Raw genomic sequence first — 22,453 nt, forward strand, 5'->3', positions numbered from 1 at the left:
CGCTAACGTTGCGAAGAAGCGGTGTTCGTGAATGCGCTCTCGCCCCTTGTGGGAGAGGGCTACGCCGATGCCAGCTCCAGACACGCTTGGGTGAGGGGGCATCTCCGCGAGCCACGACCGTCTGAGCGTGCCGAGAGAACCCCTCACCCGGCGCGCCTTCGCTGCGCTCAGGCGTGCCACCCTCTCGCACAAGGGGAGAGGGTGCACCAATTACGCCGCGCTACACGGGCCCAATCAAATCAAACAAATCAAACTTACGCCGCCGCCGCCAGCGCCGCCTGGGCGTCCGCCTTGATGCGGGCCACCATCGAGCGGAAACCGTTGGAGCGCTGCGGGGTCAAATGCTCGCGCAAGCCGAGCTTCTCGAACAGGGCGATCGGATCGGCGGCCAGGATCTCGCTTGCCGTGCGGCCCGACACCATGGCCAGGAGGATCGCGACCAGGCCGCGAACGATGTGGGCGTCGCTGTCGCCGATGAAGCGGAGCGCCGGTGCTGCGGCGTCGTGCCGCACGGTGGTGGCGAGCCAGACCTGGCTGGTGCAGCCCTGCACCTTGTTGCCATCATTGCGGTCGGCGTCGGGCAGCGGCGGGAGGCCGCGGCCGAGCTCGATCACATATCGGTAGCGGTCGTCCCAGTCGTCGAGCAGCGCGAAATTCTCGACGATGTCCTCGATGTCCGGCGCCGCCTGCGTCGTGGTCTGGGTCATCTTCAACATCAGGCTCTCCGTGTCACCGGCTGATCTCCGTGGATATGTGGGCCGGCGATGCCGTCGGGCCCGGTTCGCTCCCGCGCCGCGCCAGCACGGAATCGACCGCGTGCGTGACGCCGTCGAAGGTGATCGGCTTGGCGATGATGGCTTCCGCGCCCTGCTGCAGGCCGGCCAGCGCGAGCGGCGATCGGGTCGATCCCGCGACCACGATGATGCCAGCCTGATGCATCTTCCGGGCAAGCATGCCGACGGTCTCGGCGCCGTCGTCCTCCAGGATGCTGCTCCCGACCAGGACGGCATCGGGCGTGGCCCGCACGGCCTTGCTCAGTGCATCCGCGGTCTCCGCGAAGGTGAAGGTCTCGTGACGCTCGCTGAGAATGTAGCCGAGCGCCGAGCGGATCACCTGATCGGCTTCAATGACAAAGACGCGCGCCTTGCTCGCCATCAAAAGTACTCCTGCTGGCCCGTTCGAAAGCGGGTTTGATCTACATCAAGCAAACTCCGTACCGCCGCTCCTGGCCGGCCTCGGCGAGCGTTCCGCGGTGTTCTCTACGGAAGCGTCGCTCGGAGCCGCGGCGGCATGTGTCGTTTCGGACAGCACGGCGCGGGAGCGTCGGGTGAAAACCCCCGATGTCGGATTTGCAACAAGTACATCCTAGCGCCGAGCTTGGCCGCATCTCTTTCAAAACATGGCCTTTTTAACGATTCCAAAGCTCTGGCACATCAGTTGCAAAACTGGGCTCAGGCAAAGGTTGAGGGCTGAGTGCACGCCGACGCTTCGGACGAGCGATGCTCTCCTTCCCAATAACCCGTCTGCCGGTTCTGGAGAGAGGACGCGGTCTCGTCATGCAAGGCGCATGCGGGACATTGGCAATCGGTTGATGGAGAGCAGAATGTCATCACTTCGACAAATCGCATTCTACGGCAAAGGCGGCATCGGCAAATCGACGACGTCGCAGAACACGCTCGCGGCGCTCGCCGAGATGGGTCATCGGATCCTGATCGTCGGCTGCGACCCCAAGGCGGATTCGACCCGTCTGATCCTGCACGCCAAGGCGCAGGACACCATTCTCAGCCTCGCCGCCGCCGCCGGCAGCGTCGAGGATCTCGAGATCGAGGAGGTCATGAAGGTCGGCTATCGCGACATCCGCTGCGTCGAGTCCGGCGGTCCGGAGCCGGGCGTCGGCTGCGCAGGCCGCGGCGTCATCACCTCGATCAACTTCCTCGAGGAGAACGGCGCCTATGAGGACATCGACTACGTGTCCTACGACGTGCTGGGCGACGTGGTGTGCGGCGGCTTCGCGATGCCGATCCGCGAGAACAAGGCGCAGGAGATCTACATCGTGATGTCCGGCGAGATGATGGCGATGTATGCCGCCAACAACATCTCGAAGGGCATTCTGAAGTATGCCAACTCCGGCGGCGTGCGCCTGGGCGGCCTGGTCTGCAACGAGCGCCAGACCGACAAGGAGCTGGAGCTTGCCGAGGCGCTGGCCAAGAAGCTCGGCACGCAGCTGATCTACTTCGTGCCGCGCGACAACATCGTGCAGCACGCCGAGCTGCGCCGCATGACCGTGCTGGAATACGCGCCGGACTCGGTCCAGGCCGGCCACTACCGCTCGCTGGCTCAGAAGATCCACAACAACGGCGGCAAGGGCATCATCCCGACGCCGATCACGATGGACGAGCTCGAGGACATGCTGATGGAGCACGGCATCATGAAGGCCGTGGACGAGAGCCAGATCGGCAAGTCCGCCGCCGAGCTCGCCGCAACGGCGTAACCGCCACCGGTGCTCCGGCCCTTCGTCTCCAAGGGCCGGAGCACCTCCGCAACCGATCATCGAGGAAAGCCAGATGAGCGTCATCGAGAAACAAAGCGTTGCCGAGATCAAGGCGCGCAACAAGGAACTGATCGCCGAGGTCCTGAAGGTTTATCCGGAAAAGACCGCCAAGCGCCGTGCCAAGCATCTCAACGTGCATGAGAACGGCAAGTCGGATTGCGGCGTCAAGTCGAACATCAAGTCGATCCCCGGCGTCATGACCATCCGCGGTTGCGCCTACGCCGGCTCGAAGGGCGTGGTGTGGGGACCTATCAAGGACATGATCCACATCAGCCACGGTCCGGTCGGCTGCGGCCAGTACTCCTGGGCGGCGCGCCGCAACTACTACATCGGCACGACCGGCATCGACACCTTCGTGACGATGCAGTTCACCTCCGACTTCCAGGAGAAGGACATCGTCTTCGGCGGCGACAAGAAGCTCGCCAAGATCATGGACGAGATCCAGGAGCTGTTCCCGCTGAACAACGGCATCACCGTGCAGTCGGAATGCCCGATCGGCCTGATCGGCGACGACATCGAGGCGGTCTCCAAGGTCAAGTCGAAAGAGTATGACGGCAAGACCATCGTCCCCGTGCGCTGCGAAGGCTTCCGCGGTGTGTCTCAGTCCCTGGGTCACCATATCGCCAACGACGCCATCCGGGACTGGGTGTTCGACAAGCTCCCGGCCGATGCCGCGCCGCGCTTCGAGCCGTCGGCCTACGACGTCGCGATCATCGGCGACTACAACATCGGCGGCGACGCCTGGTCGTCCCGCATCCTGCTCGAGGAGATGGGTCTGCGCGTGATCGCCCAGTGGTCGGGCGACGGCTCGCTGGCGGAGCTCGAGGCGACGCCGAAGGCGAAGCTCAACGTGCTGCACTGCTACCGCTCGATGAACTACATCTCGCGCCACATGGAAGAGAAGTACGGTATTCCGTGGTGCGAATACAACTTCTTCGGACCGAGCAAGATCGCCGAATCGCTGCGCAAGATCGCGAGCTATTTCGACGACAAGATCAAGGAGGGTGCCGAGCGTGTCATCGCCAAGTACCAGCCCCTGATGGACGCCGTCATCGCCAAGTACCGGCCGCGCCTCGAAGGCAAGACCGTGATGCTGTTCGTCGGCGGCCTGCGTCCGCGCCACGTGATCGGCGCCTACGAGGACCTCGGCATGGAGGTCGTCGGTACCGGCTATGAGTTCGGCCACAACGACGACTATCAGCGCACCGCCCAGCACTACGTCAAGGACGGCACGCTGATCTACGACGACGTGACCGGATACGAGTTCGAGAAGTTCGTCGAGAAGGTCCAGCCGGACCTGGTCGGCTCGGGCATCAAGGAAAAGTACGTGTTCCAGAAAATGGGCGTGCCGTTCCGCCAGATGCACTCCTGGGACTACTCGGGTCCGTACCATGGCTATGACGGCTTCGCGATCTTCGCCCGCGACATGGACATGGCCATCAACTCGCCGGTCTGGAAGATGGCCAAGGCACCCTGGAAGCAGGCGCCCAAGCCGTTGCTCCAGGCGGCCGAGTAACCACCACCACCCACGGCCTGGCTCTCCTTCGGCGGAGAGCCAGCGCTCCCTGATCGACACAGGAACATAAAGAGGGTTTTCCCATGACGCAGTCTGCCGAACATGTGCTCGATCACTTCGAGCTTTTCCGTGGTCCCGAATACCAGCAGATGCTGGCCAACAAGAAGAAGATGTTCGAGAATCCGCGCGACCCCGCCGAGGTCGAGCGCATCCGCGAATGGGCCAAGACGCCCGAATATCGCGAGAAGAATTTCGCCCGTGAGGCGCTGACCGTGAATCCGGCCAAGGCCTGCCAGCCGCTCGGCGCGGTGTTCGTTGCCGTCGGCTTCGAAAAGACGCTGCCGTTCGTGCACGGCTCGCAGGGCTGCGTGGCCTATTATCGCAGCCATCTGTCGCGCCACTTCAAGGAGCCGAGCTCCTGCGTGTCGTCGTCGATGACCGAGGACGCGGCTGTGTTCGGCGGGCTGAACAACATGATCGACGGTCTCGCCAACGCCTACAACATGTACAAGCCGTCGATGATCGCTGTCTCCACCACCTGCATGGCGGAAGTCATCGGCGACGACCTCAACGCCTTCATCAAGACCTCCAAGGAGAAGGGTTCGGTTCCGGCCGAATTCGACGTGCCTTTCGCCCATACGCCTGCCTTTGTCGGCAGCCATGTCACCGGCTACGACAACGCGATGAAGGGCATTCTCGAGCACTTCTGGGACGGCAAGGCCGGCACCGCGCCGAAGCTGGAGCGCGTTCCCAACGAGAAGATCAATTTCATCGGCGGTTTCGATGGCTACACCGTTGGCAACATCAAGGAAGTGAAGCACATCTTCGAGGCGATGGGGATCGAGTATACGATCCTCGGCGACAATTCGAACGTGTTCGACACGCCGACCGACGGCGAGTTCCGTATGTACGACGGCGGCACGACCCTGGAGGACGCGGCCAACGCCGTTCACGCCAAGGCGACGATCTCGATGCAGCACTTCTGCACCGAGAAGACCCTGCCGTTCATCAAGAACCACGGCCAGGAGGTCGTCTCCTTCAACCATCCGGTCGGTGTGACCGGCACCGACGCCTTCGTGATGGCGCTGTCGCGCATCAGCGGCAAGGAGATCCCGGAATCTCTCGCTCTCGAGCGTGGGCGCCTGGTCGACGCGATCGCCGACTCCAGCGCGCACATCCACGGCAAGAAGTTCGCGATCTACGGCGATCCAGACCTATGCCTCGGCTTGGCCGCGTTCCTGCTCGAGCTCGGGGCCGAGCCGACCCATGTGCTCGCCACCAACGGCAACAAAGACTGGGCCGAGAAGGTCCAGGCGGTGTTCGATAGCTCGCCGTTCGGCAAGAACTGCCACGTGTATCCCGGCAAGGATCTCTGGCACATGCGCTCGCTGCTGTTCACCGAGCCGGTCGATTTCCTGATCGGCAACACCTACGGCAAGTATCTGGAGCGCGACACCGGCACGCCGCTGATCCGCATCGGCTTCCCGATCTTCGATCGCCACCACAAGCACCGCTATCCGGTGTGGGGCTATCAGGGCGGCCTGAACGTGCTGGTCACGATCCTCGACAAGATCTTCGACGAGATCGACCGCAACACCAACGTGCCGGCCAAGTCGGACTACAGCTTCGACATCATCCGCTAAGTGACGGCGCGCGGCGGTCCCTCAAGGGCCGCCGCGCTTCGATCTGGACGACAAGGCTCATGGGGACGGCCGCAGAGGCCGGAGCCTCCTCGTCTCACCAAGACGCGCAGAAGGTCCGCCAACAGGAGAAGCCGATGAGCTCGCTGTCTGCCACGATCCAGAACGTCTTCAACGAGCCGGGTTGCGGCAAGAACGCCAACAAGTCCGAGGCCGAGCGCAAGAAGGGCTGCACCAAGCAGCTGCAGCCGGGCGGCGCGGCCGGTGGTTGCGCCTTCGACGGCGCCAAGGTCGCACTGCAGCCGCTGACGGACGTCGCGCATCTCGTGCACGGGCCGATCGCCTGCGAGGGGAATTCCTGGGACAATCGCGGTGCGGCCTCGTCGGGCGCGCAGATCTGGCGCACCGGCTTCACCACCGACATCAACGAGACCGACGTCGTGTTCGGCGGCGAGAAGCGCCTGTACAAGGCGATCAAGGAAATCATCGAGAAGTACGATCCGCCGGCGGTCTTCGTCTACCAGACCTGCGTGCCCGCCATGACCGGCGACGACATCAACGCGGTCTGCAAGGCGGCCTCCGCCAAGTTCGGCAAGCCGTGCATTCCCGTCAATGCACCGGGCTTTGTGGGCCCGAAGAACCTCGGCAACAAGCTCGCCGGCGAGGCGCTGCTCGACCACGTCATCGGCACCGTCGAGCCGGAGGTGACCACCCCCTACGACCTCAACATCATCGGCGAATACAATCTTTCCGGCGAGCTCTGGCAGGTGAAGCCGCTGTTCGACGAGCTCGGCATCCGTATCTCCGCCTGCATCTCCGGCGACGGCCGCTACAAGGATGTCGCCTCGTCACACCGCGCTCGCGCAGCGATGATGGTGTGCTCCAAGGCGATGATCAACGTCGCCCGCAAGATGGAGGAGCGCTACGGCATCCCGTTCTTCGAGGGCTCGTTCTACGGCATCCAGGACTCCTCGGATTCGCTGCGCGAAATCGCGCGTCTCCTGGTCGAGCGCGGCGCTCCGGCCGATCTGCTGGATCGTACCGAGGCGGTGATCGCCCGCGAGGAAGCCAAGGCCTGGGCGGCGATCGAGCCGTTCAAGCAACGGCTCACCGGCAAGAAGGTGCTCCTGATCACTGGCGGCGTGAAATCGTGGTCGGTGGTGGCGGCGCTGCAGGAGGCCGGCATGGAGCTGGTCGGCACCTCCGTGAAGAAGTCCACCAAGGAGGACAAGGAGCGCATCAAGGAGCTGATGGGCCAGGACGCGCACATGATCGACGATATGGCGCCGCGCGAGATGTACAAGATGCTCAAGGACGCCAAGGCCGACATCATGCTGTCGGGCGGCAAGTCGCAATTCGTGGCACTGAAGGCGGCGATGCCCTGGCTCGACATCAACCAGGAGCGCTCGCACGCCTATATGGGCTATATCGGCATGGTGAAGCTGGTCGCCGAGATCGACAAGGCGATCTACAACCCGATGTGGGAGCAACTGCGCAAGCGGGCGCCCTGGGAGACGGCCAGCAACAATTGGCAGGCCAGGGCGATCGCTCAGGCCAATGCCGAAGCTGCCGCGCTCGCGGCCGATCCAGTCGCAGCTGAAGCCGCGCGGCGTGCCAAGAAGATCTGCCACTGCAAGACGGTCGACCTCGGCACCATCGAGGATGCGATCAAGGCGCATGCCCTCACCGACGTCGCCGGTGTGCGCACGCACACCAACGCCTCTGGCGGCTGCGGCGCCTGTGCCGGTCGGGTCGAGGACATCCTGGCGGCGCAGAAGGCGCCGGCCGAGCTGCTGCAGGCGGCGGAGTAGGAGCGCTCATGGCCAAGGTCATCATCGGAAAGAAGGCCTGCGCGGTCAATCCGCTGAAGATGAGCCAGCCGATCGGCGGCTCGTTCGCCTTCCTCGGCCTGCGCGGCGCGATGCCGCTGCTGCACGGCTCGCAGGGCTGCACCTCGTTCGGCCTGACCTTGTTCGTGCGCCACTTCAAGGAAGCGGTGCCGATGCAGACGACCGCGATGAGCGAGGTCGCCACCGTGCTCGGCGGCTACGAGAATGTCGAGCAGGCGATCCTCAACATCCACAAGCGACAAAAGCCCGAGATCATCGGCATCTGTTCCACCGGGGTCACGGAGACCAAGGGCGACGACGTCGACGGCTACATCAGGCTGATCCGCGAGAAGCATCCGGAGCTGGCGAACTATCCGCTGGTCTATGTCTCCACGCCGGATTTCAAGGACGCGTTCCAGGATGGCTGGGACAAGACCGTCGCCAAGATGGTCGAGGTGCTCGTCGACAAGCCGACGTCGACAAGGCGCGATCCAGCGCGGGTCAACGTGCTGCCGGGCTGTCATCTGACGCCGGGGGACATCGAGGAGCTGCGTACCATCATCGAGGATTTCGGGCTGGAGCCGTCGTTCCTGCCGGATATCGGCGGCTCGCTCGACGGTCATATCCCCGACGAGTTCACACCGACGACGATCGGCGGCATCGGGCTGGAGGAGATCGCGGTCATGGGCAGCGCGTCCTGGACGATCGCGATCGGGGCCCAGATGAAGCGCGCGGCGGAGGCGATGCAGGCCAGGACCGGCGTTCCATACCGGTTGTTCGAACGTCTCTGCGGGCTGCTGCCGAACGACGAGTTCATGACGTTCCTGAGCGAGATCTCGGGACGCCCGGTGCCAGCGAAGTATCGCCGGCAGCGTGGCCAGCTCGCCGACGCGATGCTGGACGCGCATTTCCACATCGGCGGCCGCAGGCTCGCGATCGGCGCCGAGCCGGACCTGCTGTTCGACGTCGCCAGCATGCTGCACGACATGGGGGCCGAGATCTCGGTCGCCATCACCACGACGCAGTCGCCGGTGCTCGAGCGGATGCCGTGCGAGGAGGTGCTGATCGGCGATCTCGAGGATCTGGAGAATCTCGCGAAGCAGCGCGACTGCGGGCTGATGATGACGCATTCGCACGGCCGCCAGGCTGCCGCGCGGCTGAAGATCCCGTTCTACCGGATCGGCTTTCCGATGTTCGACCGGCTGGGCGCAGGGCATCTGCTGACGGTCGGCTATCGCGGCACCCGCGACCTGGTGTTTGCGCTGGCCAACCTGATCATCGCCGACCGCGAGGACAATCATCAGCCGACGCCGGATACCTGGATCGATCCCTGGAAGGATTTCCAGCAGGCATCGCCCGAATCCGCCGTCGTGGCGCCTTTGCATTGACGCTTGAGGAGAAAGGACCGACGACATGAAAGTCGCATTCGCTACCCAGGATCTGAAACGCGTCGATGCCCATTTCGGCTGGGCCAAGAACATCGCGATCTACGATCTCGATCCCGAGGGCTACCGCTTCGTCGAGAGCGTCGAGTTCGACGGCGATCTCAAGGAGGACGGCAACGAGGACAAGCTGGCGCCGAAGATCGAGGCGATCAAGGATTGCGCCATCCTCTATGTCGCCGCGATCGGAGGCTCCGGCGCAGCGCGCGTCGTCGCCAACAACATCCATCCGATGAAGGTCAATCAGCCCGAGGAGATCACCGATCTCCTGGGCAAGCTGCAGACCGTGCTGAAGGGGACGCCGCCGCCGTGGCTGCGCAAGGCGCTGGCGAAGGGCCAGGAACGCGCGCTCGATTTCGAGGAATGAGGAAACCACCATGTCCGATACCGCGGTAGCCGTCGAAACCGTCCCCGCCGAGCAGCGGCCCTTTGTCAAGGAGCTGATCAAGGTCTGGCGTGCCCAGGACACCCATGGGGCTTGGGAGGGCAAGAAGGATGTCGATCTGCTCGAGCCCTACATCCTAGACAAGGAGAAGCGGCGCGCTTTGCCGATCATCGGCGATCCCGATCCGGAGACGATCTGGCGGCTCGAGCTGTTCTTCAACGCGGTCGCGCTGTCGATCGAGAAGGCCACCGGCGTGATGATCTCGCCGATGCTGAAGATGAGTCACGAGGGCTTCGGCCGCATGGTGCTGATCGGCGGCCGGCTGATCGTGGTCAACAAGCAGCTGCGCGACGTACACCGCTTCGGCTTCGACAATCTCGGCAAGCTGGCCGACGAGGGCGACAAGTTCGTCAAGGCCGGCGTCGAGATGATCGAGAAGTTCAAGGATGTCGCGAATTACTGAACTGTGAGGATGAGAGATGAGCGACCTGGACACCCTGAAGGCCGAGATCAAGAAGCTGTCGGCGCGCGCTATGGATGCCAAGATGAACCTGCATGATCTGTCGGAGGAGCTGCCCATCAACTGGGACCAGATCCTGCCGACGGCGCAGAAGGCGCACGAGGCGTTCGCCGAGCTGGAGAAGAAGCGGGCCGAGCTGAAGAAGCTCGAGGCCGCGTGAGCCTGTACAAGGACCCGTCACCATGTCCAATTCAACCCGTGACGGCCGCGACTGGCGGCCGGACTACCTAGTCGCGATCGATGCGGCCAAGTGCATCGGCTGCGGGCGCTGCTACAAGGTCTGCGGCCGCGAGGTCATGACCCTGAAGGGCATCAACGACGAGGGCGAGTTCGTCGAGCTCGACGACGACGAGGATGACGAGGTCGAGAAGAAGATCATGGTCATGCACGACACCGGCGCCTGCATCGGCTGCGGCGCCTGCGCCCGGGTCTGCCCGACCAACTGCCAGACCCATTCGCCGGCGGCCTGAGACTGTCGAGCGTGCCGTCATGCTGCGGATGGAAGCAAAGTTCACAATCGGCCAGGTGACCCGGCATCGCGTCTACGACCTGCGCGGTGTCGTGTTCGACGTCGATCTGTCGTTCTCCGAGGAGGAGGGCTGGCGGGCGATCACGATGGATACGCGGCTCGATCGGGAGCAGCCGTTCTACTATCTGCTCGCCGAATGCGGCGACAGCAGCTACATCGCTTATGTGCCCGAACAGAACCTGGTCGCCGACGTCTCGGGCGAGCCGGTCAAGCATCCGGACATCGGCGAGCTGTTCGACGTCGATGACGGCGGCGGCTATCACTACCGTGGCCGGATTTTTCAGTAGCAGGGACGGATGCGCGCCACAGCGCCATTGCGAGCCGCCGCAGGCGACGAAGTAATCCAGAGTCCTCGCGCCGCCCTGGATCGCGTCGCTGCGCTCGCGATGACGGGCATTGGTCCGTAGGGTGGGCAAAGGCGCCTGGGCGGTCTCTCAATAGGGGATTCGGTCTCACGCGCCGTGCCCGCCGTCCATCTGCGCATCCGGAACGACAATGGTGGGCGCACCATCGGACGCCGCTTCGCGTCGCCCGACGGCTTTGCCACCCTACGAGTCTTTCCTGCCGCATCCATGGCGGCACAGTTCATCCATGCGTCATTCCGGGGCATCGCGCAGCGATCAGCCCGGAATCCATAGACACGAATGTTTCTTGTTTTCGCAGACAGGCGCCACGGACATCTCGCGCCTCATAGCCGGTCGTTGCTATGGATTCAGGGCTCGCACTGCGCGCGCCCCGGAATCACGGCGGAGGGAGGTGCGCACCACTCCGAATGTGGCGCCTACTCGATTCCCTGTTCCCTGGCCTTCCACATCGCGGCGATGCGGAAGCGTTCGTTGATTGCGGCGGGGTTGGCGAGAATCTCGGCCTGGGCGGCGGCAAACGCGCTCTCGACGATCGCGGCCTCGTCCTTCGTCAGCGTGATCCGGCCGGCCATGTGGGTGGCGTCGGGCGCGGCCTCCCAGATCTTGCGCCGGTTCGGATGCAGCTTCACCTCGACCAGCTCGAACGCCTCGAGCTCGCCTTCGAGGCAGATTGCCAGCCCGATCACCTCGACCTTGCGGCCGTCCTGCGTCGTCTTGACCAGGGTCTTTGCCATGCTCGTGCTCCCGTCATCCAAGTCCGCTTTGTCACGCCGCCGCCGGCGTGTCGTCGAGCTGGCTCCATTCCGCCCAGGCGCCGTCGTGGACGGCCGCGTTCGGAACACCGAGGCGATAGAGCGCCAGCGCCAGCATGCAAGACGTGATGCCCGAGGCGCAGGTGGTGACGATCGGCTTCGCCAGATCGACGCCAGCGGCGGCGAAGCGGGCGCCGAGCGCATCAGAGGCCAGCAGTTCGCCGGTGTCGGGGTCGACCAGATCCGCCCAGGGCAGATTGACGGCGCCGGGAATGTGGCCCTGGCGCTTGAACGTGAACACGTCCGCCTGGGTGCCGTCGAACTTGCCCGGCCCACGGGCGTCGACCAACTGCGCGCCGCCACTGTGCAGCAAGCTCTGCACGGCGTCCGAGGTTGCCACAAGCTCCGGCCTGAAGCTCGCGCTGAAGCTCGCCGGCACGGGGCGCACAGGCGTCATCTCCGCCGGCTTCTTCTCCTTGGTCCATTTGCCGAAGCCGCCGTCGAGCAGGGCGACGTTGTCGTGGCCGAAGACGCGGAACATCCACCACACACGGCCCGCGGCCGAGCCGCCATAGTGACGGTCATAGACGATGACCCGGTCGGCATTGCTGACGCCGAGCAGCCCGACCTTGTGGGCGAAATCCTCCGATGACGGCAGCATGTGCGGCAGCGGGCTCGACTTGTCGGCGATCTGGTCGATGTCGAAATGCACCGAGCCCGGCAGGTGCCGGCCGCGATATTGCGTACGGCCGTCCAGGTTGGTGCTCGGATGGTGCCAGGTGCAGTCGAGGATCTTGATAGCAGGGTCGGACAGATGTTGTGCCAGCCATTCCGAGCTGACCAGGGCGTCAGAGGTGTCCGTGTTCATGGATGCGCTCGCGATGTCGTTGATCCAACAGAGATGCCGATCCGATGATTGCACGTGGCGCGTCAGAGCGTCTTCGGCATCGGATAGCCCGGGCGCGGATGCGTGTCGTAGTATTCCGGACGCTCCGGCCAGCCGCCTTCGGCGATGATCTTGAAGGTCGCGACCGTGACCGGCGCGCCGGGCGAGCATGATATTTCGGTGAACTTGATCTCGCGCTCGCCTGGGCCGGCGGAGAAATCGGCGACAGTGGTGCCGTCCGCCTTGCGCGCCCGCGCGAAGCCAGGCGTGCCGACGGTGGCCGCCGGTACCGATGCCGCAACGAAGTTCGGCTGCTCGAGGCCGTCCGCCGCGGGGCCGAAGGCGGGCGAGCCGAACGTGAAGGTTGCGAGCACGCCGCTGCGGTCGACGGCCTTGTCTGCAGTGATCGGGCGTGCCACCGAGTAGACCGTCAGCGTGCCGCCAGCCAGCGCCGCCTTGATGTCGTCGAGCGAGCTCTCGACGAATTCCAGTGCCACGTTCATGTCGATCTCCTTACAAAGCCGCGTTTGCAGGAGAAATTTTCAAGTTCTGTGCCAGTCTCCCGCAGCGGCGAAGAAGGCGAGGCGAACAGGCGGAGTTGCGCGAATCTTGCAACGTGGTCCTTCACCGAGCCGACCGCCGCTCTCGCTGGGCCGAGAGCGGCAATGTCGGACATGCGCCAGACATCGATGAGGCCTGACATGACGACCGACGTCGCCTACGCCATCTGCAGCTTCAACGACATTCCGAGCCGCCGCGCCATGGGCTTTCAGCTCATGATCGTGGCCGAGGACGGCAGCCATCGTCCGTGGCCGATCTTCGTCATCCGCTGGGGCAAGCAGGTGTTCGGCTATCTGAACATGTGCCCGCACGACAAGGTCAATCTCGACTGGGAACGCAACCAGTTCCTGGACGGCAACGGCCTGCGCATCCTGTGCGGCAAGCACGGCTCGCTGTTCGAGATCGGCACCGGACTCTGCGTCGACGGCCCGTGCAAGGGCGAGAGCCTGACGCCGGTCGCGCTGAGTGTCCTCGACGGCGACATCTGCGTGACCGGCGTGACCCTGGTCGAGGATGACGAGGAGGCCGAAGAGACGGGTCTTCAGTGTGAAGAAGGCTGAGCTCTCACACGAAGTCCCGGCGCGAGCGCCGGGACTTCAGCTTGCGCGTGAAGGAACGAGAGTCAGACCGGCCGGTTCTCGTTACGGTTCTTCACCGGCTCCATCCTGGCCAGCGCATCTGCATAGGCGATGACTTCATAGCTCTCGCTGAACTTCTTGGCGGCATCGAGCACGTAGTCGAGCTTGCCGGCGGTATCGAGCTTCTTGATGTCGTTCTTGTCGATTCCGAGGAGATCCATCATCTCCTTCCAGACGGTGGATTCGTCGCAGGGCAGCACATAGAACGTGACGTCGCCCATTTTGATGCGGTACTTCGCCAGCAGATCGATGTTGTTGCAGAACATGAAGTAGCTGCCGTCCGGCCTCAGCAGGCCCTTGAGCACCTCGACCGCGGTCTCCAGATAAGCCAGCGAGTGGATGTAGCCGACGAGCACCGGAATCGTCGCCTCGCCGTCGTTGACGATCGTCAGCACCTGCTCGATCGAGAAGTCCGGCGGGCGCTTCTCGTCCGCAACCTGGGTCTGGAATTTCAGCGCGATGTCGCCGCGGAAGCCGAACCGCCCCGGCTTGGTGGTCGGCGCCTTGAGTACGGCGTTCAACAGCCGTCCTTCCTTGTCGAGCTGCGCGAGCGCGGTGGTCTCGATTGCAACCGTCTTCTCCAATGTCGTCATCAGCAATTCTCTCGCATGTCCTGGTCAGCCGTTCGCCGCACGGCGCGGTCGAAAGGGACGTGATGCAAATTGTCTGCCGGTGTGTGTTGCGGCTTGATTTGCTTGGTTCTTTTGCCTCTCGCGCCAGTCGATTGTCGGGTTTGCGCCCCGACATCGCGCCGCCGCCCGCGCGACAGGGCGTGAACAGCGCCTGTCGGAAACCCGACACGCGTCGGAAACGCCACAGCGACGGCATGAAAACATGAGGTCTTTCAGGCGATTGTTGCATGGCACGGGACTTGCCAATCCCATTCGCAACAGCCGAATGGGAAAGGGCGAGACGATGATGATCAACCTGACCGACAGCGCCATCAATGCGGTTCGCAACGCGATCACGACCTCCGACAAGCCGGTCGACGGCCTCAGGATCATGGTCGAAGCCGGCGGTTGCGCCGGGCTCAAGTACAACATGGGTCTCGTCAGCGGCAGCGAGCCGGAGGACACCGTGATCGAGCGCGAGGGCGTGCGCGTGCTCGTCGATCACAAGAGCCTCGAATATCTCGAGGGCACGACGATCGATTTCGTCATCGCGCTGGAGGGGTCCGGCTTCACCTTCGAGAATCCGAACGCGAAGTCGAGCTGCGGCTGCGGCAAGTCGTTCGCCTGATCTTTCGCTCGATCATTCAAAACGCGAGAAGTGAAACCATGCTGGTCGAATCCCAGGGCATCGTCGAAGCGCCGTCGCAGATGAGCGAGCGCGAGCGGATCATCCGGGCCGTGATCGAGGAGGTCCGTCCGAATCTCAAGCGCGACGGCGGCGATTGCGAACTCGTCGAGATCGACGGCAACAAGATCATGGTCAAGCTCGCCGGCGCCTGCATTTTTTGCAAGCTCGCCAGCGCGACGCTCGAAGGCATCCAGGCGCGCATGATCGAAAAGCTCGGCGAGTTCGTTCGCCTCGTTCCGGTGGCCGGCGCAGCCAAGGCGCGGCATTAAGGAGCGGTCTTGCGCCCGGTCTATCTCGACAACAACGCGACGACCCGCGCGGATCCCGAGGTCGTCGCCGCGATGTTGCCGTTCTTCACGGACCAGTTCGGCAATGCGTCGTCCTCGCATGCGTTCGGCAGCGAGGTCGCCGGGGCCGTGAGGCAGGCGCGCAAGAGCCTGCAGGCGCTGCTCGGCGCCGCTTTCGACCACGAGATCGTCTTCACCTCGGGCGGGACGGAATCCGACAATGCCGCGATCCTGTCGGCGCTCGACGCGCAGGAGGGCCGGAACGAGATCGTCGCGACGGCGGTGGAGCATCCCGCGATCCTGTCGCTCGTCGAATATCTGCGGGATCGGCGTGGCGCGACCGTGCATCTGGTCGGCGTCGATGCCGCCGGCCGCCTCGATCTGGAGGCTTACCGGCGCGCGCTTGGGCCGCGCACGGCGATCGCCTCGGTGATGTGGGCGAACAACGAGACCGGCACGCTGTTTCCGGTTTCCGAGCTGGCCAAGCTCGCGCATGAGGCCGGCGCGCTATTCCACACCGACGCCGTGCAGGCGGTCGGCAAGATCCCGATCGATCTGAAGAGCGCCGATATCGACCTGTTGTCGCTGTCCGGCCACAAGCTGCACGGTCCCAAGGGCATCGGTGCGCTGTATGTCAGAAAGGGCACGCCGTTCGTGCCGCTTCTGCGCGGCGGCCCGCAGGAGCGCCGGCGGCGTGGCGGCACCGAGAACGTGCCCGCGATCGTCGGGCTCGGCAAGGCGGCCGAGCTCGCTGGCCGACATCTTGCCGATGAGCAGGGCCGGGTGCGCAGTCTGCGCGACCGGCTGGAGCAGGACATCATCCAGAGCGTCGGCCATTGCGCCGTGCTCGGCGATCCGGACCATCGCCTGCCGAACACCTCCAACATGGCCTTCCAGCATCTGGAAGGCGAGCCGATCGTGATGCGCCTGAACCAGGCCGGCATCGCGGCTTCGCTCGGCTCCGCCTGCGCGTCCGGCTCGATGGAGCCGTCGCATGTGCTGCGCGCGATGAACGTTCCGGCCGATCTGCTGCGCGGCGCCGTCCGCTTTTCCTTGTCGCGGGACACGTCGACCGAGGACATCGAGCGCGTGCTGCAGGTTCTGCCCGATATCGTCGCCAGGTTGCGCGAGACCTCGCCGGCCTGGCTGCAGCATCATCCTCCGCAATCGGCGGACCCCCTTCGATCCACGGAGCTCACGCAATGAAAGTCATGATCCGCCGCTCGCCGGAAACGGGCCTGTCGATCTACGTCCCCAAAAAGGACCTCGAGGAGCCCATCGTCGAGTCCGAGCACGAGTCCTTGTGGGGCGGCTGGATCCGCATCGCCAATGGCTGGGTGCTGGAATTGCCGCAGATGGCCGCCGACACGCGGCTGCCGATCACGATCAATGCGCGCAAGCGCGGTGGCGAAGGGGACGAGTGATGAACGCGCCGCTTCCTCATATCGACATCGTCAAGCAGGCCGATGCCGAGGCCCTGCTCAAGGACGTTGTCGCCGGACTGAAGGCCGGCAAGGTCGTCCCGTTCCTCGGTCCCGCCGTGTCGGAGCAGTCCGGCGCCGACGTGCCGATGAATCCTGAAGCGCTGGCCGCGTTCTTCGGCACCAAGGTGGCGCTGCCGCGCCGCGCCAAGGGCAATGCGTGGGCTTCAGCCCAGCACATCGAGAGCACGCGCCACCGCTCGACGGTGACGGCGCTGATGGCTGAAGCCTTTGCCGCGCCGGTCGCGCCGACACCGCTGCAGCAGCATCTGGCGTCGCTGCCGCTGCCGATGATCGTCGACAGCTGGTATGACGGCGCCATGCGGACGGCGCTGGCTGGACGTACTGACTGGGGCGAGGTGCAGGGCATCACCCGTGCCGGCATCGGCGAGGACCGCTGGTATCGCTTCTATGACGCCGCGGGCGCCGAGAGCGATCGCGAGAAGGCTGCAAGCTGGACCACGCTGCTCTACAAGCCGCATGGCGGGATCACGCCGGCCAAGAACTTCCTGATCACCGATGCCGACTATGTCGAGGTGCTGACCGACATCGACATCCAGACGCCGATACCCGACACGGTCAAGGACCGGCGCACCGACCGCAGCTTCCTGTTCATCGGCTGCCGCTTCAACGACCAGCTGCTGCGCACCTATGGTCGCCAGGTGATCAAGCGCTCCGGCGCCGAGCATTACGTCCTGGTCGAGCCCGACTCATTGTCGAAGAACGAGCTGAAGTTCTTCATTGCCGAGCGGTTGACGCCGATCGCGATTCCGCTGGTCCGCGCCACCGAGATCATCATCGGCGGCTGAATACAACCAATCGATCGGATCATCGGACAGCGCGGTCGCATGCCGCGCTGTCTTGCTGTTCGGCTTGAGGCCTTGGCCGAGTCTGTAACGTTTCTAACATCCGCGCGATCGCGAGCCTCTCGCATGTTGGCAAGGCGACAGGCGCAATCATCTCACTAACACGTTGATAGTCCGGCGAAATGACCGCTTCCGCGGCGTGGCACGCGAGTTGCTGAACCATCGTCAAGGCGGTTTGCGGCTCGCCAGCAACGTAAGGAGCGGACATGGACGCGTCAGTGCAGCACGAACAGGCGACGATACCGGACGGCGACAAGCTGAGCTCGGTGATGCAGACCATCGCGGAACACAAGGGTTGCGGCACCTCGGGCGGCAGCGGCAAGGCGAGCTGCGGCTCGGGCGCAGGCGAGAACGACCTTCCGCCGGAGATCTGGGAGAAGGTGAAGAACCATCCCTGCTACAGCGAGGAGGCGCATCATCACTACGCGCGCATGCATGTCGCCGTCGCGCCCGCCTGCAACATCCAGTGCAACTACTGCAACCGCAAATATGACTGCGCCAACGAGTCGCGTCCGGGCGTGGTCAGCGAGAAGCTGTCGCCGGAGCAGGCCGCCAAGAAGGTGCTCGCCGTCGCCTCGACCATTCCGCAGATGACCGTGCTCGGGATCGCCGGTCCCGGCGATCCGCTCGCCAATCCGGAGAAGACGTTCAAGACCTTCGAGCTGATCGCCCGGACCGCCCCGGACATCAAGCTCTGCCTGTCGACCAACGGCCTCGCGCTGCCCGACCATGTCGACACCATCGCCGGATTCAACGTCGATCACGTCACGATCACGATCAACATGGTCGACCCTGAAATTGGCGCCAAGATCTATCCCTGGGTGTTCTGGAAGCACAAGCGCTACACCGGCGTCGAGGCGGCCAAGCTGCTCACCGATCGCCAGCTGCAGGGCCTGGAGATGCTCACCGAGCGCGGCATCCTCTGCAAGGTCAACTCGGTGATGATCCCGGGCGTCAACGACAAGCACCTCGTCGAGGTCAACAAGGCGGTGAAATCGCGCGGCGCGTTCCTGCACAACATCATGCCGCTGATCTCGTCGCCGGAGCACGGCACGGTGTTCGGCCTGACCGGCCAGCGCGGCCCGACGGCGCAGGAGCTGAAGGCGCTGCAGGACGAGTGCGAAGGCGAGATGAACATGATGCGGCATTGCCGCCAGTGCCGCGCCGACGCCGTGGGCCTGCTCGGCGAGGATCGCTCGGCCGAGTTCACCACCGACAAGATCATGGCGATGGAGGTGAACTACGACATCGACAGCCGCAAGGCCTATCAGGAGGCGGTCGAGAGCGAGCGCGTCGCCAAGGTCGTGGCGAAGCAGGAAGAGCTCGCCTCGCTCGCCGGCCAGTCGAGCGACATCAAGCTCTTGATCGCGGTCGCGACCAAGGGCTCGGGCCTGATCAACGAGCATTTCGGTCACGCCAAGGAGTTCCAGGTCTACGAGCTCTCCACGGCCGGTGCCAAGTTCGTTGGTCACCGCCGCGTCGACCTGTACTGCCAGGGCGGCTATGGCGACGAGGACAGCCTGGAGACCGTCATCCGCGCCATCAACGACTGCCATGCGGTGTTCGTGGCCAAGATCGGCGGCTGCCCGAAGAGCGACCTGCAGGCGGCGGGCATCGAGCCGGTCGACCAGTTCGCGCACGAGTTCATCGAGAAGTCCGCGATCGCCTGGTTCAAGAGCTATCTCGACAAGGTGAACAGCGGCGAGATCCAGCACGTCGTGCGCGGCGACGCCGAAATTCGCCAGGGCGCCCTGATCTCGGCGGCGTGACATCAGACCCCGGCGGCGCGATCCCGCCGCCGGGTCCCTTCGACAGGAGCCTTTGATGACCTTGAAGATCATTGCCTCGCAGTGCACGAGCTGCTCGGCCTGCGAACCCGAATGTCCGAACGTGGCGATCTCGGAGAAGAACGGCACCTTCGTGATCGATCCGAAGAAGTGCACCGAGTGCATCGGCCATTTCGACGAGCCGCAATGCGCGGCGGTCTGCCCGGTCGACAACACCTGCGTGATCGACAATTCGGTCCCGCGCTACCAGCCGCCGGCTTGAGGGAGACCGAGATGAACTTCACGCTCACGCCGGCCGCGCAGAAATTCATGCGCATGATGTTGCGGGCCGACGGCACTGCGGGTTCCGGCTTCCGGCTCGCCGTCTCTCCCGGCGGCTGCTCCGGGCTCGCCGCCGACATCAGCGTCCTCGCCGCACCCCAGCCCGGCGATGCGGTGGTCGAGCGGGACGGCCTCAGGCTGTTCCTGCCGGCAGAGAGCCGGCTGCTGCTGGACGGCGTCACCATCGACTTCGCGGATACCGCGACGCAGACCGGCCTCGTGTTTCACGATCCGAAACAGGTCTCGTGCTCGACCCATGCCTTGAAGGCGCTGGAGCACTAGGACAGCTCGCCATGCCCACCGATGCCCGGCCCAGCTCTCAGACTGCCATCGAGGACACGCTGCTCGCCGACGCGCTGCTCGGCGGCGGCCTGCCGGAGGAAGCCGAGTATCATCTGTGGCAGGCGGGCCAGAGCTATCATCTCGACGAGGTTGCGGAGACGCATCTGAAGGAGGCGGACGCGCTGGCGCCTGGGCATGCGGCGGTCCTGATCGGCTTCTACCGCTTCTATTTCTACAAGGGACGGCTCGCTGACGCGCTGCGGATCGCCAAGCGGTGCCTCGCCAAGGCGGCCGTCGAAAACCGCTTGCCACCGCACTGGCGCGACGTTCGCGCCGGTCATGCCGAGTTCGGCAGCTATGACAACATGCTGCCGCGCTTCTTCATGTTCACCTTGAAGGGATACGCCTATTTGCAGATGCGCCTCGGCAATCTCGTCGAGGGACGGCTTGCGGTGCAGAAGCTGCTCGAGCTCGATCCCAGCGACAAGATCGGCGCACGCGTCCTGCTCGAGGTGGTCGACCGGGTGGAGCTCGACGATGAATGACGACATCGACGAGGCCATCGACTGGCAGGGCAACGAGATCAGTTGCGCGGGCTGCGAACACGCGCCGCTCAACGCATCCGGCGGATGTCGCCTTCGGCACGCCTGCGTGCACGATCGCTACGCCCGTCGCATCGACCGCTTCTTCAATTGGAATCCGGCGCTCGCCAACGGCTACGTCAAGCATCCGCACTTCGAGGTTCGTGCGATCGCGGCGAAGCATGCCAGCCCGTTCTTCCTGCCGCCGCTGCTCGATGATCCCGAGGAGACGGTGCGCTGGAACGCCGCGCGGCGGCTGCCGAAGCGGCTGGTGCTGCGGCTGCGCCATGATCCGCATCGCGAGGTCCGCATTCGGATCGCGACCGTGCTCGATCCGGAAGACCTGATGCCGATGATGATGGACGACGACTATTACGTCCGCCTCGTCGTGGCGCGCCGCATCGTGCCGTCTGTGCTCGGCCGCATGATGGGGGACCCGGAGGCCGAGGTCCGCCGCGTCGTCGCGCGGCGCATCCCGAGCGACTGGCTGCTCGGCATGATCAGCGACCCCGATCCACGGGTACGGCTCGAGATCGCCGAGCGCCTCGTGCCTGATCTTCTCACCGCGATGCGCAACGACGCCGATTGGCGTGTGCGTCACGAGGTTGCGAGCCGGATCGCGCTCAGTGAGCTCGCCGAGCTGACGCGCGACGAGGATCCGCTGGTGCAGGAGATGGCGCGCGGCCGGCTCGACAATCGTTCCGGAGCTGCGATGGAGAAACCGGCATGAGCAACATCGTTCGTGACAGCGAGGTCGTGGAGCTGTCCGCGCCGCCGTATTTCGCGTTCGGCGAGAAGGTCAAGGCCAAGCGTACGATCCGCAACGACGGCACCTATGCAGGCAAGGAGATCGGCGAGATCCTCGCGAAGAAGGGCGAGGTCGGCTACGTCGTCTCGATCGGAACCTTCCTGCAGCAGTTCTACATCTACGGCGTCGAGTTTCTCGAGAGCGGAAACCGCGTCGGCATGAAGCGCAAGGAGCTCGAATCCACCGTTCCCCGCGGGGAGGCCGAGGACGAGCTGCCGCTGCCGGGAGCAACCAGATCATGATCGAGCCACGTCTGCCTAGATATCAATGGGGTCAACGCGTGAAGGCGCTGATCGATCTCGTCAACGACGGTTCGTTCCCGAACGCGCCGGCCGAGGCGAAGCTGGTCGGCGTCGGTGACATGGGCGAGATCGTCCAGGTCGGCACTCACACCGAGGCGAACATGCCGATCTATCTCGTCGAGTTCGGCGAGCAGCTCGTCGTGGGCTGTCTCGAAGAGGAGATCGTCCCGGTCTAGGGAGATGTTCTGCCATGATCGCAGCCGCGCTCGAGCCCAGCGTCGTCCTGCCTGCGCATCCCAACGAACTGGATCGCAAGCGGATCGAACGCGCGCTGAAGTCGCGCAAGCGCTATCGCTACGTCGAGCCGACGGTGTCGCCGGCGACTGAGGGCTATCACGTCCAGAGTCCGTGCTGCTCGCGCAACATCGACAAGGACGGCGGGGTGATCGACGTCGCGCTGCTGCGTCATGACGCCGCGAACGCAATGTGGAAGCTGTTCTGGAGAGATCACGGTCGGGGGATTTGGGAGCTGCACAGCGTGCACCGGCGGTTGACCGCGGCGGTTGACGAACTGAACGCCGATCCCGAGCGGATATTCTGGCAGTAGCAAAGAGGACGGGTGGCATGGCGCTTGCCGAGCAGGAACTGAATGAGATCGAGCAGGTCCTCACCGGACCAGATGCCGGCAGCGCGGCGTTCGGCGAACTGCGCCGTCGGTTTCCCAAGCTGGCGCTGACGCGGTGTGATGCCTCCGATGTGACCGAGGCGCCGTTCCGCAGCTATCCGGCGTTCGATCTGCATCTGCTCGACGCCAGCGAACATTGCGCTGGGGTCACCGACGATCCGGCGAAGGCCACCGGCCTGATCCTCGCCAGGCGGAGCTGA

Annotated in this window: 31 protein-coding genes; 25 read left to right on the top strand and 6 right to left on the bottom strand. The window is 64.4% G+C overall.

The features are described 5' to 3' along the window. Positions 1-254: 254 nt before the first annotated feature. Together ACQR1F_RS02885 and ACQR1F_RS02890 are read right to left on the bottom strand one after the other, a co-directional pair. Positions 255-716: a SufE family protein gene (locus tag ACQR1F_RS02885; RefSeq protein ID WP_434912500.1), complete on the bottom strand. Its 462-nt coding sequence runs from the start codon at positions 714-716 to the stop codon at positions 255-257. A 13-nt stretch (positions 717-729) separates the two neighbouring features. Further along, positions 730-1,155, bottom strand: coding sequence for a response regulator (locus ACQR1F_RS02890; protein ID WP_434880233.1), 426 nt, complete (start codon positions 1,153-1,155; stop codon positions 730-732). Between the two features lie 448 nt (positions 1,156-1,603). Here ACQR1F_RS02890 and nifH point away from each other — a divergent pair, with 448 nt between their 5' ends. The 10 genes from nifH (at position 1,604) to hspQ (ending at position 10,699) form a co-directional block, all read left to right on the top strand. Beyond that, a complete protein-coding gene (gene nifH / locus ACQR1F_RS02895; protein WP_315803697.1) occupies positions 1,604-2,491 on the top strand; it encodes a nitrogenase iron protein in 888 nt (295 codons plus the stop codon). A 73-nt stretch (positions 2,492-2,564) separates the two neighbouring features. Further along, on the top strand, positions 2,565-4,067 hold the full coding sequence (gene nifD, locus ACQR1F_RS02900; RefSeq protein ID WP_315803696.1) for a nitrogenase molybdenum-iron protein alpha chain: 1,503 nt from the start codon (positions 2,565-2,567) through the stop codon (positions 4,065-4,067). A gap of 83 nt (positions 4,068-4,150) precedes the next feature. After that, on the top strand, positions 4,151-5,710 hold the full coding sequence (nifK, locus tag ACQR1F_RS02905) for a nitrogenase molybdenum-iron protein subunit beta (RefSeq protein ID WP_316179933.1): 1,560 nt from the start codon (positions 4,151-4,153) through the stop codon (positions 5,708-5,710). Positions 5,711-5,844: 134 nt separating this feature from the next. Further along, positions 5,845-7,518, top strand: coding sequence for a nitrogenase iron-molybdenum cofactor biosynthesis protein NifE (gene nifE / locus ACQR1F_RS02910; RefSeq protein ID WP_434912501.1), 1,674 nt, complete (start codon positions 5,845-5,847; stop codon positions 7,516-7,518). Positions 7,519-7,526: 8 nt separating this feature from the next. Continuing rightward, positions 7,527-8,924 carry a nitrogenase iron-molybdenum cofactor biosynthesis protein NifN gene (gene nifN, locus ACQR1F_RS02915; RefSeq protein ID WP_315803693.1) on the top strand — a complete coding sequence of 466 codons (1,398 nt, stop codon included), beginning with the start codon at positions 7,527-7,529 and terminating at the stop codon, positions 8,922-8,924. A gap of 25 nt (positions 8,925-8,949) precedes the next feature. Further along, complete coding sequence (gene nifX, locus ACQR1F_RS02920; RefSeq protein ID WP_315803692.1) at positions 8,950-9,345, top strand: nitrogen fixation protein NifX; 396 nt, start codon at positions 8,950-8,952, stop codon at positions 9,343-9,345. Positions 9,346-9,355: 10 nt separating this feature from the next. Continuing rightward, positions 9,356-9,826 carry a NifX-associated nitrogen fixation protein gene (locus tag ACQR1F_RS02925; RefSeq protein WP_316179939.1) on the top strand — a complete coding sequence of 157 codons (471 nt, stop codon included), beginning with the start codon at positions 9,356-9,358 and terminating at the stop codon, positions 9,824-9,826. Between the two features lie 16 nt (positions 9,827-9,842). Further along, complete coding sequence (locus ACQR1F_RS02930; protein ID WP_006609662.1) at positions 9,843-10,043, top strand: CCE_0567 family metalloprotein; 201 nt, start codon at positions 9,843-9,845, stop codon at positions 10,041-10,043. Between the two features lie 22 nt (positions 10,044-10,065). Then, positions 10,066-10,353, top strand: a complete 288-nt coding sequence (fdxB, locus tag ACQR1F_RS02935) for a ferredoxin III, nif-specific (protein WP_008960273.1) — start codon at positions 10,066-10,068, stop codon at positions 10,351-10,353. Between the two features lie 19 nt (positions 10,354-10,372). After that, positions 10,373-10,699, top strand: coding sequence for a heat shock protein HspQ (gene hspQ, locus ACQR1F_RS02940; protein WP_315803690.1), 327 nt, complete (start codon positions 10,373-10,375; stop codon positions 10,697-10,699). Positions 10,700-11,193: 494 nt separating this feature from the next. On the opposite strand, the gene ACQR1F_RS02945 is transcribed toward hspQ, so the two are convergent. The 3 genes from ACQR1F_RS02945 to ACQR1F_RS02955 form a co-directional block, all read right to left on the bottom strand. Then, complete coding sequence (locus tag ACQR1F_RS02945) at positions 11,194-11,511, bottom strand: hypothetical protein (protein ID WP_315713146.1); 318 nt, start codon at positions 11,509-11,511, stop codon at positions 11,194-11,196. Between the two features lie 31 nt (positions 11,512-11,542). Then, positions 11,543-12,397 carry a sulfurtransferase gene (locus tag ACQR1F_RS02950; protein ID WP_434891888.1) on the bottom strand — a complete coding sequence of 285 codons (855 nt, stop codon included), beginning with the start codon at positions 12,395-12,397 and terminating at the stop codon, positions 11,543-11,545. A gap of 62 nt (positions 12,398-12,459) precedes the next feature. Next, positions 12,460-12,918: a hypothetical protein gene (locus tag ACQR1F_RS02955; RefSeq protein WP_315803688.1), complete on the bottom strand. Its 459-nt coding sequence runs from the start codon at positions 12,916-12,918 to the stop codon at positions 12,460-12,462. A 198-nt stretch (positions 12,919-13,116) separates the two neighbouring features. Here ACQR1F_RS02955 and ACQR1F_RS02960 point away from each other — a divergent pair, with 198 nt between their 5' ends. Next, a complete protein-coding gene (locus ACQR1F_RS02960; RefSeq protein ID WP_315803687.1) occupies positions 13,117-13,536 on the top strand; it encodes a Rieske (2Fe-2S) protein in 420 nt (139 codons plus the stop codon). Between the two features lie 62 nt (positions 13,537-13,598). On the opposite strand, the gene ACQR1F_RS02965 is transcribed toward ACQR1F_RS02960, so the two are convergent. Continuing rightward, positions 13,599-14,207, bottom strand: coding sequence for a hypothetical protein (locus ACQR1F_RS02965; RefSeq protein WP_434912502.1), 609 nt, complete (start codon positions 14,205-14,207; stop codon positions 13,599-13,601). A gap of 325 nt (positions 14,208-14,532) precedes the next feature. Between ACQR1F_RS02965 and ACQR1F_RS02970 the strand changes: the two genes are divergently transcribed. The 14 genes from ACQR1F_RS02970 (at position 14,533) to ACQR1F_RS03035 (ending at position 22,453) form a co-directional block, all read left to right on the top strand. Continuing rightward, positions 14,533-14,853 (top strand): HesB/IscA family protein, encoded by a 321-nt coding sequence (locus ACQR1F_RS02970; RefSeq protein ID WP_257170758.1) that lies wholly within the window; start codon positions 14,533-14,535, stop codon positions 14,851-14,853. Positions 14,854-14,891: 38 nt separating this feature from the next. Continuing rightward, on the top strand, positions 14,892-15,182 hold the full coding sequence (locus ACQR1F_RS02975) for a NifU family protein (protein ID WP_315713137.1): 291 nt from the start codon (positions 14,892-14,894) through the stop codon (positions 15,180-15,182). A 9-nt stretch (positions 15,183-15,191) separates the two neighbouring features. Continuing rightward, the gene (gene nifS / locus ACQR1F_RS02980) at positions 15,192-16,406 is read left to right on the top strand and encodes a cysteine desulfurase NifS (protein WP_434912503.1); all 1,215 of its coding nucleotides are present in this window, start codon (positions 15,192-15,194) and stop codon (positions 16,404-16,406) included. After that, positions 16,403-16,624, top strand: coding sequence for a putative nitrogen fixation protein NifT (nifT, locus tag ACQR1F_RS02985; RefSeq protein WP_315713133.1), 222 nt, complete (start codon positions 16,403-16,405; stop codon positions 16,622-16,624). Before nifS ends, nifT begins: the two co-directional genes overlap by 4 nt. Continuing rightward, positions 16,624-17,490, top strand: coding sequence for an SIR2 family NAD-dependent protein deacylase (locus tag ACQR1F_RS02990; RefSeq protein ID WP_315803684.1), 867 nt, complete (start codon positions 16,624-16,626; stop codon positions 17,488-17,490). The genes nifT and ACQR1F_RS02990 overlap by 1 nt, the downstream gene beginning before the upstream one ends. 263 nt (positions 17,491-17,753) lie before the next feature. Then, positions 17,754-19,316: a nitrogenase cofactor biosynthesis protein NifB gene (gene nifB / locus ACQR1F_RS02995; protein WP_315803683.1), complete on the top strand. Its 1,563-nt coding sequence runs from the start codon at positions 17,754-17,756 to the stop codon at positions 19,314-19,316. Between the two features lie 55 nt (positions 19,317-19,371). Then, a complete protein-coding gene (locus ACQR1F_RS03000; protein WP_434912504.1) occupies positions 19,372-19,596 on the top strand; it encodes a 4Fe-4S binding protein in 225 nt (74 codons plus the stop codon). Between the two features lie 11 nt (positions 19,597-19,607). Then, on the top strand, positions 19,608-19,937 hold the full coding sequence (locus ACQR1F_RS03005) for a HesB/IscA family protein (protein WP_434912505.1): 330 nt from the start codon (positions 19,608-19,610) through the stop codon (positions 19,935-19,937). A gap of 11 nt (positions 19,938-19,948) precedes the next feature. Further along, the gene (locus ACQR1F_RS03010; protein ID WP_434912506.1) at positions 19,949-20,482 is read left to right on the top strand and encodes a hypothetical protein; all 534 of its coding nucleotides are present in this window, start codon (positions 19,949-19,951) and stop codon (positions 20,480-20,482) included. Next, the gene (locus ACQR1F_RS03015; protein ID WP_434912507.1) at positions 20,475-21,248 is read left to right on the top strand and encodes a 4Fe4S-binding leucine-rich repeat protein; all 774 of its coding nucleotides are present in this window, start codon (positions 20,475-20,477) and stop codon (positions 21,246-21,248) included. The genes ACQR1F_RS03010 and ACQR1F_RS03015 overlap by 8 nt, the downstream gene beginning before the upstream one ends. Continuing rightward, entirely contained in the window at positions 21,245-21,568 is a 324-nt protein-coding gene (locus ACQR1F_RS03020) for a nitrogen fixation protein NifZ (protein WP_315803679.1), read from the top strand. Before ACQR1F_RS03015 ends, ACQR1F_RS03020 begins: the two co-directional genes overlap by 4 nt. After that, a complete protein-coding gene (locus tag ACQR1F_RS03025) occupies positions 21,565-21,804 on the top strand; it encodes a nitrogen fixation protein NifZ (protein WP_316179954.1) in 240 nt (79 codons plus the stop codon). Before ACQR1F_RS03020 ends, ACQR1F_RS03025 begins: the two co-directional genes overlap by 4 nt. Positions 21,805-21,818: 14 nt before the next feature. Beyond that, positions 21,819-22,175 (top strand): DUF3024 domain-containing protein, encoded by a 357-nt coding sequence (locus ACQR1F_RS03030; protein ID WP_315803677.1) that lies wholly within the window; start codon positions 21,819-21,821, stop codon positions 22,173-22,175. Positions 22,176-22,192: 17 nt separating this feature from the next. After that, positions 22,193-22,453 (top strand): hypothetical protein, encoded by a 261-nt coding sequence (locus ACQR1F_RS03035; RefSeq protein WP_315803676.1) that lies wholly within the window; start codon positions 22,193-22,195, stop codon positions 22,451-22,453.

The sequence above is a fragment of the Bradyrhizobium sp. HKCCYLS3013 genome (assembly GCF_051167615.1).
Lineage (GTDB): Bacteria > Pseudomonadota > Alphaproteobacteria > Rhizobiales > Xanthobacteraceae > Bradyrhizobium.

What these genes read in the sequence shown, in the direction of transcription:
- ACQR1F_RS03020 (WP_315803679.1), top strand. Translation starts at nt 21,245, where the DNA reads ATGAGCAACATCGTTCGTGACAGCGAGGTCGTGGAGCTGTCCGCGCCG.
- ACQR1F_RS02990 (WP_315803684.1), top strand. Translation starts at nt 16,624, where the DNA reads ATGAACGCGCCGCTTCCTCATATCGACATCGTCAAGCAGGCCGATGCC.
- nifB (WP_315803683.1), top strand. Translation starts at nt 17,754, where the DNA reads ATGGACGCGTCAGTGCAGCACGAACAGGCGACGATACCGGACGGCGAC.
- nifE (WP_434912501.1), top strand. Translation starts at nt 5,845, where the DNA reads ATGAGCTCGCTGTCTGCCACGATCCAGAACGTCTTCAACGAGCCGGGT.
- ACQR1F_RS03035 (WP_315803676.1), top strand. Translation starts at nt 22,193, where the DNA reads ATGGCGCTTGCCGAGCAGGAACTGAATGAGATCGAGCAGGTCCTCACC.
- ACQR1F_RS03005 (WP_434912505.1), top strand. Translation starts at nt 19,608, where the DNA reads ATGAACTTCACGCTCACGCCGGCCGCGCAGAAATTCATGCGCATGATG.
- nifT (WP_315713133.1), top strand. Translation starts at nt 16,403, where the DNA reads ATGAAAGTCATGATCCGCCGCTCGCCGGAAACGGGCCTGTCGATCTAC.
- ACQR1F_RS02975 (WP_315713137.1), top strand. Translation starts at nt 14,892, where the DNA reads ATGCTGGTCGAATCCCAGGGCATCGTCGAAGCGCCGTCGCAGATGAGC.
- hspQ (WP_315803690.1), top strand. Translation starts at nt 10,373, where the DNA reads ATGCTGCGGATGGAAGCAAAGTTCACAATCGGCCAGGTGACCCGGCAT.
- ACQR1F_RS02930 (WP_006609662.1), top strand. Translation starts at nt 9,843, where the DNA reads ATGAGCGACCTGGACACCCTGAAGGCCGAGATCAAGAAGCTGTCGGCG.
- ACQR1F_RS02965 (WP_434912502.1), bottom strand. Translation starts at nt 14,207, where the DNA reads ATGACGACATTGGAGAAGACGGTTGCAATCGAGACCACCGCGCTCGCG.
- ACQR1F_RS02885 (WP_434912500.1), bottom strand. Translation starts at nt 716, where the DNA reads ATGTTGAAGATGACCCAGACCACGACGCAGGCGGCGCCGGACATCGAG.
- fdxB (WP_008960273.1), top strand. Translation starts at nt 10,066, where the DNA reads ATGTCCAATTCAACCCGTGACGGCCGCGACTGGCGGCCGGACTACCTA.
- ACQR1F_RS03030 (WP_315803677.1), top strand. Translation starts at nt 21,819, where the DNA reads ATGATCGCAGCCGCGCTCGAGCCCAGCGTCGTCCTGCCTGCGCATCCC.
- ACQR1F_RS02970 (WP_257170758.1), top strand. Translation starts at nt 14,533, where the DNA reads ATGATCAACCTGACCGACAGCGCCATCAATGCGGTTCGCAACGCGATC.
- nifK (WP_316179933.1), top strand. Translation starts at nt 4,151, where the DNA reads ATGACGCAGTCTGCCGAACATGTGCTCGATCACTTCGAGCTTTTCCGT.
- nifH (WP_315803697.1), top strand. Translation starts at nt 1,604, where the DNA reads ATGTCATCACTTCGACAAATCGCATTCTACGGCAAAGGCGGCATCGGC.
- ACQR1F_RS03025 (WP_316179954.1), top strand. Translation starts at nt 21,565, where the DNA reads ATGATCGAGCCACGTCTGCCTAGATATCAATGGGGTCAACGCGTGAAG.
- ACQR1F_RS03010 (WP_434912506.1), top strand. Translation starts at nt 19,949, where the DNA reads ATGCCCACCGATGCCCGGCCCAGCTCTCAGACTGCCATCGAGGACACG.
- nifD (WP_315803696.1), top strand. Translation starts at nt 2,565, where the DNA reads ATGAGCGTCATCGAGAAACAAAGCGTTGCCGAGATCAAGGCGCGCAAC.
- ACQR1F_RS02945 (WP_315713146.1), bottom strand. Translation starts at nt 11,511, where the DNA reads ATGGCAAAGACCCTGGTCAAGACGACGCAGGACGGCCGCAAGGTCGAG.
- ACQR1F_RS03000 (WP_434912504.1), top strand. Translation starts at nt 19,372, where the DNA reads ATGACCTTGAAGATCATTGCCTCGCAGTGCACGAGCTGCTCGGCCTGC.
- nifX (WP_315803692.1), top strand. Translation starts at nt 8,950, where the DNA reads ATGAAAGTCGCATTCGCTACCCAGGATCTGAAACGCGTCGATGCCCAT.
- ACQR1F_RS02960 (WP_315803687.1), top strand. Translation starts at nt 13,117, where the DNA reads ATGACGACCGACGTCGCCTACGCCATCTGCAGCTTCAACGACATTCCG.
- ACQR1F_RS02955 (WP_315803688.1), bottom strand. Translation starts at nt 12,918, where the DNA reads ATGAACGTGGCACTGGAATTCGTCGAGAGCTCGCTCGACGACATCAAG.
- ACQR1F_RS03015 (WP_434912507.1), top strand. Translation starts at nt 20,475, where the DNA reads ATGAATGACGACATCGACGAGGCCATCGACTGGCAGGGCAACGAGATC.
- ACQR1F_RS02925 (WP_316179939.1), top strand. Translation starts at nt 9,356, where the DNA reads ATGTCCGATACCGCGGTAGCCGTCGAAACCGTCCCCGCCGAGCAGCGG.
- ACQR1F_RS02950 (WP_434891888.1), bottom strand. Translation starts at nt 12,397, where the DNA reads ATGAACACGGACACCTCTGACGCCCTGGTCAGCTCGGAATGGCTGGCA.
- nifN (WP_315803693.1), top strand. Translation starts at nt 7,527, where the DNA reads ATGGCCAAGGTCATCATCGGAAAGAAGGCCTGCGCGGTCAATCCGCTG.
- ACQR1F_RS02890 (WP_434880233.1), bottom strand. Translation starts at nt 1,155, where the DNA reads ATGGCGAGCAAGGCGCGCGTCTTTGTCATTGAAGCCGATCAGGTGATC.